Below are 14,404 nucleotides of genomic sequence, written 5' to 3' on the forward strand. Positions count from 1 at the left end.
GGAAATTCGCCATAGCGATTTCCGTAACGATAGGAGACTGTTTTATAGTCCCTATCGTTAATCGAATTGAGCTTGTACGAATGCAAGAGCACCTTTTCCATCACGAGTTAATTTGATGTATTGAGCACCTTCTGTCTTGGCAAGTTTAATACCGAGCTTATCTGTTTCTGCTTTCATGTCTTCAAAGTTTGAAGCAACTTGAGGGGCAAGGATAACTAGATCAAACTCTGGCAACATTTCACGGTGAGCACCATAGCCACCTGCTGCTGCTTTCACAGGAACATTGTATTCTGCAGCTGCCTTATTCAAAGCATTCGCAAGAAGTCCACTTGTACCTCCACCTGCACAGAGAACGAGGACATTTGTTTCTTCAGTGATGGTATTTTGAGCTGCTTCTACACCTGCTTTTTCAAGAATAGCATCCGCTTTTGCAGTGTTGAAGTTTGCAGCAACTTTTTCTTTCAATTCATCGTTAGCTTTACCTGAACGTTCTTCTTCAAGAATTTGTTCATCATATACTTTAAGGAATGGGTAGTAAATGACTACGTCAACCACGATTAGAAGAGCAGCAAGAGCGAATGATAAGAACTGGAAGTTTGTACCAAGGACAATCCCCAAAGGTCCAGGAGTAACCCATGGAAGGTTGGCAGTAAATGAGTTCATGCCAAGTGTTTCGATAAAGAACTTAAAGATCCATACGTTTGCAATTGGAGCAAAGATAAATGGAATGAAGAAGATTGGGTTCAAAACAAGCGGTGCACCAAACAAGATTGGTTCATTTACACCAAAGAAAGTTGGAACTACTGAAGCACGTCCGATTGCACGGTTACGTTTTGATTTTGTTAACCACATGAACATGAATGGAACAACCAATGTCGCACCAGTACCACCCATGGTAACGATAAACATTTGTGTACCAGAAGTAAGAATCTTGTCAGCATGCATTCCTTGTTGGAGAAGGTTCAAGTTGACTTCGGCATTGGCATAGGTAATAGCTGCGATTGCTGGTTCAACGATAGATGGACCGTGAATACCAACAAACCAGAAGAAGGCAAAGGCACCAAAGATAATGGTGATCCCTAGATAACCATCAGCAGCAGAGAATAATGGAGCAAAGAATTTACCGATTGATTCAGCTACGCTTGCACCAACAAAATGACGAGCTAATAAATCAAGAGCATAAAGAGAAACAACAGATAGAGTGAATGGAATCACATCTTTAAAGACTTGTGAGATATTTGGTGGAACTTCGTCAGGCATACGAATAGTGACGTTGTTCTTAACACAAACCTTATAAATTGCTACAGTCACAAAGGCTGCTAGGAAGGCTGAAAGCAAACCTTTTGTTCCTAGGAATCCTGTTGCAAAGCCACCTTCAATTGGATCAGCTGCCAACATCAATAATCCAACAATAGCAGCTAATAGAGTTGACATATAGTTGATTTGGTTGGTTTTTTCCATGCTACGGTTAACAGAGTCTGTTAATGATTTAGCAGTCGTACCAGCTAGCAAAAGTGCGAGAATACCCATAGAATAGCTATAAGGTTTCATCAGAAAGGCTACAACTTCATCAGACCATTTAAAGCCCCATGAGTTTGGTACAAAGGCAATCAGGATAAAAATACTTGAGAAGAGAATAACAGGCATACCTGCAATGAAACCATCACGAATAGCACGAAGATAGATATTACGAGATAATTTCTCAAAGAAAGGCTTTCCTTTCTCGATAAATGCAATTAGTTTGTTCATTATTTAACTCCTCTCTTATAAAGTTCGATTAAGTGGTGCATCAAATCTTTTAACAAGACAGTTGTCATCAAGTGGTCTTGGCCATGCATCATGGTCACACTATACGCTAAGTCCTCACCAGAAGCTTCCTTAGTCAATAGACTTGTTTGCGCGTGGTGAGCCTCTGCAATGCAAGAACCAGCTTCCTCAACTAAGCTGTCTGCTTTCGCAAAATCACCAGCTTCAGCAGCCTTCAAGGCTTCCAATAGTTTTGAACGAGCATCGCCAGCATAGGCTACGATTTCAAAACCTAACAATGTTACTTCTTCTCTATTCATGATAGAATTCTCCTTAGGTATTTTTAATTAAATTTTTATGACAATAAACGTTGGATGTGTAGAACTAGATAAACTCGTTCACTTTTATACAAATCAAGACCCGTATGTTGCGTAATCACATCATAGATCTTGGAACCAATCTCGAACGCTTTTGGATAGGATTGTTTGATATGATCTTCCATATCCAGAAGTGATTGGTTATCATCTCTAGATCTGTCTAAATAATCCAAGAAATAATTCAAATGTATCATAAAACGATCATAGAAATGATTATTCTCTTTGGTTCGTTGAATTGCATAGTCCGTTAAAACTTCTTCAACATTCCTGAGAATTTCTTTCCTCTTATCAATCGACTCCACAAGTTCCACTTCATTTTCACCTTCGGCATTAATGAAATGATAAGCAATCCGAATAATTTCGTCCTCAGGAAAATGATCTGCTAGCTTCTGACGGTAAATTTCAAATGCTTCATTTGCGATTTGAAAAGCGACAGGATACTTAGTGGAAATATCTGGCAGATTACTATCCTTGTACCTTCCTTGTGCTAGAGCTTGGTAAGAACAGTAAATATGATCTGTCAAGGTTACATAGAGATACTCTTGAATCGGATAATGATATTTCTTTGATAGCTTATCAATGATTTCATAAGTCACTGTGATAAAATCAAGCGGAACATCTTTGAGGAGAGCCATAAAGTTTTCTCTTGACTCTTCGGTCTTCATCCGAAAGATTTTCTCAACCTGATGTTCAGCAATCAAATCCCCTTTCTTCTTTCCAAATGCAATCCCCTTACCAATCACAATCACTTCTTCTCCTTTATCATTTCTGACAAGCGAGACATTGTGATTCATTGGATTTAGAATTCGATACATGTCAACCTCCTTTTATATCTTAAAGCTATATTAGTACAAAAAATGACCACAAATGAACTAGAAAATCAGCTGATTTCTAATTCACCTGTGATCATGCCTAATATTACTTAGTAACACTCACCTTGTATTAACTTGTGATTTAAGTATAGCACAAGTAAGTTATTTTGTAAACCCTTACATGTGACTTTTTTAAAAATTTTTTTAGATTCATGTTCCTAAACTAGAAGGACTTGCTTACACGCGTTCTTTCCATGAAGTTGCTGTTGTTTGAAGAACTTTGTTGAGTTCGTCAATGTTTTCAAATCCAGTTGTGCGAAGCCATTCGCGAGCTGCTGCTTCACCATCTTTGATGTAAGCTTCAACTGATCCAGCCCATGTAGCACGGCCACAAAGAACTCCGTTAAAGTTTGCACCTGATTCATGGGCAAATACAAGAGTATCTTGGAAGAGTTTAGCTGATACACCAGCACTCAAGTAGATGTATGGCAAGTTAGTTGCTTCATCTTGAGCTTTGAAGAAGGCTGCTGCTTCTTCACGTGTATAAACTACTTCACCTTCAGCGAAGCCTTCAACATATTTAATGTTAACAGGAACTTCAACTTTCAAGACATCAATGTTAAAGCGTGGGTCTGAGAAGACTTTCATAGCACCAATAACTTTGTGTGGTTTTACTTTCGCGTATTCTACAGAACCAGCGTCCGCAATTTTTTCATCATAAGCAAGGATTTCAAGGAAGAATGGGATATCTTCAGCCACACATTCAGAACCGATGCGTTCGATGTAAGCTTGTTTTTCTTGGTTGAGTTCGTCTGAGCTATCTACATCATAGTAAAGCAAGAATTTAACTGCATCTGCACCTTCTTCTTTAATACGTTTTGCAGACCAAACATCCAAGCAGTCTGGCAAACGTTTTGTACTTGTTGTGTCATAACCTGTTTTTTCATAAGCAAGGAGAAGACCAGCTTTTTCATCAAGAGCTTTAGTTGCTGGAAGTCCATACTCTGGGTCAAGAAGCATAGATGAAGCGTATTTAGTCAATTCATCTGCTACCAAGACTTTCAGTTCTTCCATTTGAGCTACAGTTGGTTCTTCTGTTTGGTGTTGAGCCATGAGGCGTTTCAAAGCACCACGTTGGTCAAATGCAAGAGCTGAGATGATACCATTTTCATCAGAAAGTTTTTCTAAGCGTGCACGTTTTTGTTCTGTTAAAGCCATTTTATACCTCTTTTACTATTAATTGATCATATAGAGCTTGATAGTTGGACATGTTGACATGACCAGTCATTTTTTCTTGAGCATTGAGCATACCAAGGACATTTGCCTTGATGAGTAATTCTGCATCCGATTCTTTGTGAAGAAGTCCTGAAGAAATTCCTGCCACAGTAGAATCTCCAGATCCGACAGGATTGACTACCTGAATTCTAGGAATATCTACCTTGTAGAAAGTGTCACCATGTTTGGCAAAGGAACCGTTGGCACCAAGTGAAACGATAATCCATTCAATACCTGCAAACAAAGGTTCTTGAAGGACTTCTTTTAATTCATCCAAATCCTCGGAAACTTCTCTTCCAAGAAGCTGAGATAATTCCTCATTATTTGGTTTGATTACTGTTGGTTTATGTGGTGATTCAAGAACCGCCTGAAGTGCTGCACCAGAGCAGTCCAAGACAACAGGCTTGCCAGCTTGATTAGCAAGTTCTACCAAGCTCGCATAGTAATCAACTGGAAGGCCAGCTGGCAGACTACCTGAGATAGCTACTACTTCAACTGACTCCAAGAGTTTTTTGAAATGTTCCAAAAAGTCTTGACTTTCCTGTTCCAATACTACAGGACCTTTTTCAAGAACTTCTGTTTGCTTGTCTCCGTGGAGAATAGCGATACAGTTCCGAGTTTCTCCCTGAATTGAGAAGAAATCTTTCTTTACTTGATCATCTATATTTTCAACCAAAAACTCACCAAGTTTACCACCCACTAAACCAGTAGCAAGAACAGAATCACCAAATTCTGAAAGTACTCGGGTGACGTTTAGTCCCTTACCACCAGCTGTTTTGGTTACCTCCACCACACGATTGACAGTATCAATCTTCAACTCATCCAAGGGATAAGAAATATCAATGGATGGGTTCATTGTGACTGTTAAAATCATTGGTCACCTCTTAGTCGTGGTATTCTCCGCGATCCCATTTTTCAAGGAATTCAGTGAAGAAGTTTGCATCAGTTTGTTGAGCATTGTGACTTTCAAGGTGTTCAATTTTCGCAATCAATTTCTTGTTTTCTTCAGATGGTTTGTATTCAGCATGGATGAAAGCTTCGATGATATCACACATAAGCAATTCACCAGTAATCTTACCACCAAAACCGATAACGTTAGCGTTCAATTGTTCTTTAGCATAAAGGGCTGTTGTCATATCACGAACCAAGGCAGAACGAACACCAGGAACTTTATTTACAGCGTTGTTGATACCAACACCAGTACCACAGATACATACCCCAAGATCAGCTTGACCGCTAGTTACAGCTTCCCCTACTTTTTTACCAAAGATTGGGTAGTGAGTACGTGTATGGTCATATGTACCAAAGTCAATGACTTCATATCCTTTTGATTTCAAAAATTCTGAAACCGCCATTTTTTCATCTGTTACGATGTGGTCACATCCAATTGCAATTCTCATTTTTAACTTACCTTTCTTACTGTAATCTAATTAGCACATTTTGTTCAACATATCAACACGAATCTGGTGACGTCCACCGTCGTATTTACCGTTAACAAATCCTTTAGCAATGTTTTTAGCCAATTCATCACCAACAAGTTGTGCACCCATAGTGATCATACGTGAGTTGTTGTGGCCACGAGTCATATAAGCTGAACGTTCGTCAGAAACTTCTGCAGCAACCATTCCTTTGATTTTTGTTGCAACCATGAAAGGACCAGCACCATAAGCATCAATCACGATACCAAGGTTTTGTTCTTCTTTGTTTACTTCTGCAGCAACAGCAAGAGTCACATCAACAAAGTCTTGACCTTCAGCTGTAACATCCACAACGTGGAAGTTTTCTTTTTCCAAGAAGTCTTTCACAACTTCTTTCAATCTCAAACCTGCAGCATCTGCACCGATAACAATAGACATATTGGATACTCCTTTTATTTTTCTAGGCTAGTAAAGACTTTTATGGTTAGCAGTTTACCTACAAAAGCTTTCTAGCAGTTTATTGACAAATTGGATTGAATGAGATGACTGACACCTTATTCAAGTTTAGGAAACCATTTCCTTAGAAATAATTCTTCTCCACGAAAGAGAATATAACAAGTGATTGTTTGTTTGTTACAAACATCATTTGTTGCTTACAAACATAATATACTCCTATTTCCTGAAAAAGTCAACAGTTAATGTTTGTTTTTGTGTTTTTTTAACTAAAAAATTTCGATATCAAAGCCAATTTGATCCACTTGACCAGCTTCTAGGAGGCGAACGTTTTTCTTATCTTCTAGATAATCTCCTTCTTCAAGGGATGTTGACAAGCCAGACCATGGTTCAAAAGCAATGAAAGGACCTTTATTCAAAGTTGACCATATAATGAGATTTGAGAACTCTGCAAAGTGCACTTTCAATCCCTTATCATGTTTACGAGAACGAAGGGCAATTGTTCGAGATTGCAATTCATCCAAAGTCACTGCATCTGTACTGAAAAGATCATAACTAAGATCTATTTCTTTTTGACCCTCTAGCCATGGACTTCTATCTTGAAAATCAAGCATCCCCGTTTCTGGGAAAGGACGTGGAACAGAGCAAGTCTCTTCTTTCTCAAACTCTAGATAATAATCTTCATAGACTTCATCATCCAGTAAGGGACAATTAAAGCCTGGATGTCCACCAATAAAGTAAGGCAGGACCTTGCTAGTTTCTTTATTGAAAATCTTGTATTGAGTCCGTACTGTCTTGCCAGTAAGGATATAAGTGATTTCTAGGCGGAAATGATAAGGATAGTTTTGATAGCTATTCTCATCGTCTTCAATTGCAAAAGTTACACTCTTATCTGTCTGTTCAACTAATTCAAATTCTTTCTTGCGGACCAAACCATGACGTGGAATCTTTCCTTTGCTGTCCTGCCCCTTCTCATCTATATAGAGGGCTGTATCCTCTCTCAAAGAACCACAAATGGGGAAGAGAACAGGAGCTTGTCCACTCCAATAAGTAGCATCTCCTTGCCACAAATACTCAAGACCCTCAGTATCTTTTATAGAAGAAAGAGCACCACCAAAACTGTTAAATTGAACTCTTAATTGTTCTGATTTTAATTCAATTACCATTATTTTCTCCGATTTCTTGATAGTTTATAAAAAACTAGGCTGTCACTCCTAATGATATGACAACCTAGTTTCAACAATTTACACTCTGCGAAAATCCAATTCAAACTTCGTCAGCGTCACCTTGCCGTAGATATGGTCACTGACTTCGTCAGTCTTATCTACAACCTCAAAACTGTATTTTGAGCAACCTGCGGCTAGCTTCCTAGTTTGCTCTTTGATTTTCATTGAGCTTACATTTTATAGGAGCGCATTATTTTGCTTTTGCTGCGTACTCTTCGTTACGTTTGATCATTTGTTTTCTGTACCATGCAAAAATACCGATATAGAATACAAGGAAGACTACAGCACCAAGGATTGCTTTGATATCACCAGTTGTAGTGTTACCAATTGTCCAACCAAGAAGTTTTTCGATTGGTCCTTCAAGAGTTGAGTGAGTGATCAATTGAGTTTCGCTCACACCTGCTGGGAAGGCACCTACACCTTTAGCAAGTTCTGTTGCAAATGGTGCGATAAGTGTACCTGAAAGAAGGAAGAGTGGCAACAAGAGTGTTCCGAAGATAATCATACGGAGCAATTTACCACGTGTTACAACCAAGAGAGCTGGAGTAACACCCATAGCGATGATACCTGCAAGTGGCAAAATACCATTTCCGACTTTTGAAAGAAGCACTGCTTCAATCAACATGATTGGTGCAAGTACGTTAGCACAAGCCCAGATTTCAGCACGACCAGCGATGAAAGGCCAGTCAAGACCGATGTTAAATTTACGTCCTTGAAGACGTTTAGTAGCAACGTTTGTAATACCTTGTGAAAGAGGTTCCACAGCGGCGATGAACCATGAACCGATAAGTGAGAAGAGTTCCAAAGATACACCGGCAGTCAAACCAAGAGACAACCATCCTCTGATAACAAGACGCCATTTATCTGCATCGGCAACACCTGCAATTGGATGTGGAGTTCCCATAATACCGATAACGATACCAAGAATGAAACCGATAAAGAATTTAGAACCCCAGAAACCAATTTTCTTGTTCAATTTAGCAGCATCAAAGTCATATTTATCAAGACCTGGGAAGAATTTTTCAAAAATCTTATCCAAAACCATGATAACTGGGTTCATCATGTAGTTCATGTGAGTTGATGTCATTGGTGATGAACTTGGTGCATTAAGAAGGTCATCAAATGTAGGTTTCATCAAGTCAGAGTTGATAATTTTCAACACACCGACAAGGACGATAGCTGCTGTAGCAATCAATAGTGAAACCCCTTGGCTCACACCATTGTTGTCAGCATACCATTTAATCAAAAGACCTGTGATAGACAAGTGCCAGATATCGAAGATATCAACGTCAAGTGTATCTGTTTTCTTCATGGCTAGCATCACTATGTTGACAATCAACATGATGAGCAAGAAGTATAGTGTCCAAGCAGATCCCCAAGTGATTGTTGCAAGTGGTGCCCAACCAACGTCAGTGATACTTAATTGGATACCAGTGTTTTCAACGAATTTTGCAAGTGATGCTGAGAAAGCAGTGTTTAGCATACCGATGATAGCACCGATACCTGTAAGAGCGATGGCAAGTTTGATACCACCTTCAAGCGCTTTGGAGAATTTCACTCCAAAAAGTAAAGCCAATATTGTCAAAATGATCAACATGATGACAGGTCCACCCATATCTAAGATAGGTGTGAAAAATTCTTTGATTAGGCCAAAGATTGCATCCATAACAGTTCCTCCCTTTTTTATGTTATATGAATGTTAACAAATTGATAATTAGCTTAATCCGTGTTCTTTAATAGCTGCTTCAATATTGTCAAATACTGGAGCACTCATAGCTGGGATACGGAATAAGATTGGTCCAGCTTCGATAACTGGAATACCTGGATCAAAACCAAGATCTGTCGCAGCAATTGGTGTGAAGATGTCATAACCTTTGATAAGGTCTTCGTTAACGTCTTTTACCATAACAGCATCACAGTGAACATCAAAACCACGGTTTGAAAGTTCTTCTTCAAGAGCACTTTTAATTTGGTGGCTTGAGTTAACACCTGCACCGCAGGCAGCAAGAATTTTAATCATATGGATTTCCTCCGATTTAATATTTTTAATAGACAAGATTAAGCGATTGCTTCAGCTATATAAGCATAGAGGGCTTCTGGTTCAGAAATTTTTGATAGGTCTTCAAGATGACCATTTCCAGTAAAGAAGTCCATCAACTGAGCAAGAATGTTTGTTTGACTTGAACTTGAGTTATTAATGATAAAGAAGAGTAAAGATACTTCTACTTCCTTATCTGGTGCAATCATATTGTGGAAAGTCACTGGTTTATCTAATCGAACGACCACAACTTTTTCAGCTAGATTATGAACAATATCTGTATGAGGAATAGCCACATTCGGCAAATCCTTACCCAAAAATTCCATATCTAAGCCAGTTGGAAATGACTTTTCACGCGTGATCAAGGCTTCACGATAGGTTGGAGTTACGATTTCTCGTTCTTCCAATAAAGTTGCAACTTGATCAAAGAGATGTTCTTGATTATCCGCTTCTAAGCAAAACACAAGGTTTTTGTCAAAGAAATGATCTAATCCCATAAGGTTTTCCCTTCTTTCCATTAACTTTATGTTATAAGTATAACACTATATGAAACCGTTGTCAACGATTTTCTGTTCTTTTTTGTCTCTTTTTTTATATTTTTGTTGTTTTTATGATTTGTTGCAAAAAAACAAACATATAAGCAAACATTTCAAACATTTTTTCTGTTCTAGAAACTAAAAAAGCAGACCATTTAAGCCTGCTTTACGATTGATTCTTATATAAATTTCCTATGAAGAAGGAAAGGTATTTCTGATAATTTATTCTTCATCCATGCTCAAGACACTGAGGAAGGCTTCTTGTGGAACTTCTACTGATCCGATAGCTTTCATGCGCTTCTTACCTGCTTTTTGTTTTTCAAGGAGTTTGCGTTTACGAGAAACGTCACCACCATAACATTTAGCAAGTACATTCTTACGAAGGGCCTTGATATCAGTACGAGCGACAATCTTGTGTCCAATTGCTGCTTGAATTGGTACCTCGAATTGTTGACGAGGGATAATTTTCTTGAGCTTATCAACGATGAGTTTCCCGCGTTCATAAGCAAAATCCTTGTGAACGATAAAGCTGAGGGCATCCACCTTGTCTCCATTGAGAAGGATATCCATTTTCACTAGCTTAGATGGGCGATACTCTGACAATTCATAGTCAAAGCTTGCATAACCACGTGTTGAAGACTTGAGTTTATCAAAGAAGTCGAAGACGATTTCAGCCAGTGGAATTTGATAGATAACATTGACACGATTATCATCAATATAGTCCATAGTCACAAAGTCCCCTCGCTTGCGCTGAGCTAGCTCCATCACTGCTCCTACGAACTCCTGTGGTACCATGATTTGCGCCTTAACATAAGGCTCTTCAATGGTCGCAATCTTGGTAGGATCTGGGAACTCAGATGGGTTAGACACATCCATAGACTCACCGTCGGTCAAATTAACTTTGTAAATAACAGACGGAGCTGTCATGATGAGGTCGATGTTGAACTCACGTTCCAAACGCTCTTGGATAACATCCATATGGAGTAGTCCAAGGAAACCACAACGGAAACCAAATCCAAGTGCCTGAGATGTTTCTGGTTCAAACTGAAGACTAGCATCATTCAGTTGCAATTTTTCAAGCGCTTCACGCAGGTCATTGTACTTGTTTGACTCGATAGGATAGAGACCCGCAAAGACCATAGGATTCATCTGCTTGTAGCCATGTAATGGCTCAGCCGCAGGATTGGTTGCCAAAGTAACTGTATCACCCACACGAGTATCCTGAACCGTCTTAATAGATGCTGCAATATAACCAACATCACCAGTCGCAAGGAAATCACGACCAACTGCTTTCGGAGTAAAAATACCGACTTCCGTCACATCAAAGGTCTTGCCATTACTCATGAGTTGAATCTTATCACCAGGTTTAACCACCCCATCCATGACACGCACTTGGAGAATAACCCCACGGTAAGCATCGTAAACCGAGTCGAAAATCAAGGCCTTAAGTGGCGCCGTCACATCACCCGTTGGTGCTGGAACTTTTTCTACAATTTGCTCGAGAATTTCTTCGATACCAATACCAGCTTTAGCTGATGCTAAGACTGCTTCGCTGGCATCCAAACCAATCACATCTTCAATCTCTGTACGAACGCGCTCAGGATCTGCAGCTGGTAGGTCAATTTTGTTAATGACTGGTATGATTTCCAAATCATTGTCCAAGGCCAGATAAACATTGGCAAGGGTTTGAGCCTCAATCCCTTGGGCAGCATCAACCACCAAAATCGCTCCCTCACAGGCAGCTAACGAACGCGAAACTTCATAGGTAAAGTCTACGTGCCCCGGCGTGTCAATCAAGTGGAAAATATAAATTTCCCCATCTTTGGCAGTATAATTGAGCTCGATGGCATTGAGTTTAATGGTAATCCCACGTTCTCGCTCTAAATCCATGCTATCCAAAAGCTGGGCCTGCATTTCACGACTGGATACTGTCTCTGTTTTTTCCAAAATGCGGTCTGCTAGAGTCGATTTCCCGTGGTCAATATGGGCGATAATAGAGAAGTTACGGATCTTCTCCTGTCGTTTTTTCAATTCTTCTAAGTTCATGATTCTCTTCCTTTCAGGGTATCTATTTATTATAAATTGTTTTTGACATTTTGACAAGACCATACCCTGCTAGGAGTACTAATCTTCAGCAACAAAGCCGTCATTTTCGATAAAGTGGTGTTCTGTCATTCCTTGGTCTGTAAAGACAATCCCATGAAGGACACCACCATAAACAGCTCCTCCATCCATTCCAATCTTGCCATCTTCTGTAGTCCAAAGCTCAGCAGTACCACGCTCTTGCTTTAACAAGCCATAAACCGGTGTGTGACCAAAGACAATGATTTTTCCAGTATGATTTTCTGCTTCGTGGAATGGTTTTCTAAGCCAGACTTTTTTATAATCTGTAGTTTCATGCCAGTCATTCAAGGTTAAATCAATACCTGCATGAACAAAGATATACTTGTCTGTCTCTACCACAAACGGCATTTGACGAATAAATTCGACCAAGTCTGCCGCTTCAGTCGCAACACGCTTGGCATCTTCTACTCCATCAACCGGTGCATCCAAAGGACGACCTAGGATAGAGTTAATGGTTGTATCACCACCATTGCGACGATAGTGGTCATAACTTTCTTCTGGGTCATCTAGCCATGTCAAAAACATATACTCGTGATTTCCTGACAAACAGATTGCCCCTTGATTATCGACCAAGTCCTTAACCATCTCTAGGACACGGCGACTATCTTCACCACGGTCAATCAAATCCCCTAGAAAGAGCAACTTGGTCTGACCATCCCATGTTTTGAGAAGGTCTTCCAGCATACCTGCTTTTCCGTGAACATCTCCAATTACATAATAGTCTGTCATCTTATTTCTCCCTGTTTCTCAACAATTCTCTGGCTTGCGTCAGGGCTGCTTCCGTCACATCATCACCTGCCAACATTTTAGCAACTTCCTCCACTCTCTCTTCAACCGTCAAGAGACGAACAGTCGAAACTGTTGAATGGTCATTACTAATCTTCTCAATAAAGAATTGATAATCTGCAATCGCAATCACTTGTGGTAAATGGGAAATAGCTAGAACCTGCCCATGCTGACCAATTTTATGAATCTTCTGCGCAATAGCTTGGGCAACACGGCCTGAAACTCCCGTATCCACCTCATCAAAGACAATACTTGTCTTGCCCTCTTTACGAGAAAAGGCAGACTTAATGGCTAGCATGAGACGAGATAATTCCCCACCGGACGCAACCTTGACCAAGGGTTTAAAGTCTTCACCAGGGTTGGTTGAAATGTAAAACTCAACCATTTCATTTCCCTCACGACTGAATTTGCCCTTGTTAAAACGAACCTGAAACTGGGCTTTTTCCATATAGAGGTCTTGCAGTTCTTGTTTAATCTCTGCTTCTAGCTGCTGAGCCAAGTCATGACGTGCAGATGCAAGCTGAGCTGCCAAGTCGACAAGATTAACTTCCAATTTCTTAAGTTCTGCTTCCATCTCTTCAGACGAAAGATTATTGCCTGTCAAGAGATTGTATTCTTCCGTAATCTTTGCAAAGTAAAGCAAGACATCGTCTACAGTCCCACCATATTTACGCGTAATAGTATGAAGGAGGTCCAAACGATTCTCAACCTGCATGAGACGATTGCCATCAAAATCAAGGTCTTCAATAATAGCTTCCAAACGTTTGCTAATATCTTCTAAGACATAGTAGGTCTCAGACAGAGAGCTTGAAATTTCACGGTATTCAGGGTCATACTCTTCAACACTTTCCATGTCATTCATGGCCGAACGAACATTGGCCAGACTTGAAAAATCTTCATTGTCCAACATACTATATGCATTGGTCAGCGTATCCGCAATATTTTTATGATTGAGAAGTTTATCACGCTCTTGATTGAGAGCCAGATCTTCTCCAGCTTGCAAGTTTGCTGCCTCAATCTCTGCCATTTGAAATTCCAACATTTCAATACGAGCCTTGTGTTCCTGTTGGTTTTTCTTGACTTCCAGAACCTGCTTACGCATTTTACGGTAGGCATCAAAACTCGTTTGATAGGTTTCTTTCAAGGCCCAAAAGGCTGTATCACCAAATTCATCCAACATTTGAATATGAAGTTGAGGGCGCATTAACTCTTCTTGGTCATGCTGACCATGAATATCTACCAGATGTTGCCCAATAGCACGCAAAACAGACAGATTAACCATCTGGCCATTGACACGACTAATACTCCGACCATTTTGCAGAATTTCCCGACGGATGATAATCTCATCCCCAAATTCCAAACCTTGCTCATCAAAAATTTCCTGTAAAAGACGACTATTCTCAACTGAGAAAAGCCCCTCAATCTCTGCCTTTGGCGCACCATGACGAATAACATCTGTCGTCGCACGAGCTCCCAACATCATATTCATGGCATCAATGATAATCGACTTCCCTGCACCCGTTTCACCAGTCAGGACAGTCATCCCCTTTTCAAAATTGAGAGAAATAGCCTCAATAATGGCAAAGTTTTTTATCGAAATTTCAAGTAACATA

Annotated in this window: 14 protein-coding genes; all 14 read right to left on the minus strand. The window is 39.8% G+C overall.

Going from position 1 to position 14,404, the window contains the following annotated elements; translation table 11 throughout:
- Positions 1-57: 57 nt before the first annotated feature.
- Positions 58-1,749, minus strand: a complete 1,692-nt coding sequence (locus tag ADI58_RS06905) for a lactose-specific PTS transporter subunit EIIC (protein WP_001037317.1) — start codon at positions 1,747-1,749, stop codon at positions 58-60.
- Positions 1,749-2,066, minus strand: a complete 318-nt coding sequence (locus tag ADI58_RS06910; RefSeq protein ID WP_001078325.1) for a PTS lactose/cellobiose transporter subunit IIA — start codon at positions 2,064-2,066, stop codon at positions 1,749-1,751. The genes ADI58_RS06905 and ADI58_RS06910 overlap by 1 nt, the downstream gene beginning before the upstream one ends.
- Before the next feature lie 35 nt (positions 2,067-2,101).
- Positions 2,102-2,938 (minus strand): PRD domain-containing protein, encoded by an 837-nt coding sequence (locus ADI58_RS06915; RefSeq protein ID WP_000285712.1) that lies wholly within the window; start codon positions 2,936-2,938, stop codon positions 2,102-2,104.
- Between the two features lie 234 nt (positions 2,939-3,172).
- Positions 3,173-4,153, minus strand: coding sequence for a tagatose-bisphosphate aldolase (gene lacD, locus ADI58_RS06920; protein WP_001229114.1), 981 nt, complete (start codon positions 4,151-4,153; stop codon positions 3,173-3,175).
- A gap of 1 nt (position 4,154) precedes the next feature.
- Positions 4,155-5,084, minus strand: coding sequence for a tagatose-6-phosphate kinase (locus tag ADI58_RS06925; protein WP_049521971.1), 930 nt, complete (start codon positions 5,082-5,084; stop codon positions 4,155-4,157).
- Positions 5,085-5,094: 10 nt separating this feature from the next.
- Complete coding sequence (lacB, locus tag ADI58_RS06930; RefSeq protein ID WP_001216910.1) at positions 5,095-5,610, minus strand: galactose-6-phosphate isomerase subunit LacB; 516 nt, start codon at positions 5,608-5,610, stop codon at positions 5,095-5,097.
- Between the two features lie 30 nt (positions 5,611-5,640).
- Positions 5,641-6,066 carry a galactose-6-phosphate isomerase subunit LacA gene (gene lacA, locus ADI58_RS06935; RefSeq protein ID WP_000029277.1) on the minus strand — a complete coding sequence of 142 codons (426 nt, stop codon included), beginning with the start codon at positions 6,064-6,066 and terminating at the stop codon, positions 5,641-5,643.
- A gap of 284 nt (positions 6,067-6,350) precedes the next feature.
- On the minus strand, positions 6,351-7,247 hold the full coding sequence (locus tag ADI58_RS10805; protein ID WP_080982501.1) for an aldose 1-epimerase family protein: 897 nt from the start codon (positions 7,245-7,247) through the stop codon (positions 6,351-6,353).
- Between the two features lie 250 nt (positions 7,248-7,497).
- Complete coding sequence (locus ADI58_RS06945) at positions 7,498-8,973, minus strand: PTS transporter subunit IIC (protein ID WP_049521972.1); 1,476 nt, start codon at positions 8,971-8,973, stop codon at positions 7,498-7,500.
- A 48-nt stretch (positions 8,974-9,021) separates the two neighbouring features.
- Positions 9,022-9,327 carry a PTS sugar transporter subunit IIB gene (locus ADI58_RS06950; protein WP_000590547.1) on the minus strand — a complete coding sequence of 102 codons (306 nt, stop codon included), beginning with the start codon at positions 9,325-9,327 and terminating at the stop codon, positions 9,022-9,024.
- Positions 9,328-9,365: 38 nt separating this feature from the next.
- Positions 9,366-9,842, minus strand: coding sequence for a PTS sugar transporter subunit IIA (locus tag ADI58_RS06955; protein ID WP_000521972.1), 477 nt, complete (start codon positions 9,840-9,842; stop codon positions 9,366-9,368).
- A 261-nt stretch (positions 9,843-10,103) separates the two neighbouring features.
- On the minus strand, positions 10,104-11,927 hold the full coding sequence (lepA, locus tag ADI58_RS06960) for a translation elongation factor 4 (RefSeq protein WP_049521973.1): 1,824 nt from the start codon (positions 11,925-11,927) through the stop codon (positions 10,104-10,106).
- A 78-nt stretch (positions 11,928-12,005) separates the two neighbouring features.
- Positions 12,006-12,734: a metallophosphoesterase family protein gene (locus ADI58_RS06965; RefSeq protein ID WP_049521974.1), complete on the minus strand. Its 729-nt coding sequence runs from the start codon at positions 12,732-12,734 to the stop codon at positions 12,006-12,008.
- Between the two features lies 1 nt (position 12,735).
- Positions 12,736-14,403 (minus strand): DNA repair protein RecN, encoded by a 1,668-nt coding sequence (gene recN / locus ADI58_RS06970; protein WP_049521975.1) that lies wholly within the window; start codon positions 14,401-14,403, stop codon positions 12,736-12,738.
- Position 14,404: the final 1 nt, after the last annotated feature.

Source organism: Streptococcus mitis, from assembly GCF_001074635.1.
Lineage (GTDB): Bacteria > Bacillota > Bacilli > Lactobacillales > Streptococcaceae > Streptococcus > Streptococcus mitis_E.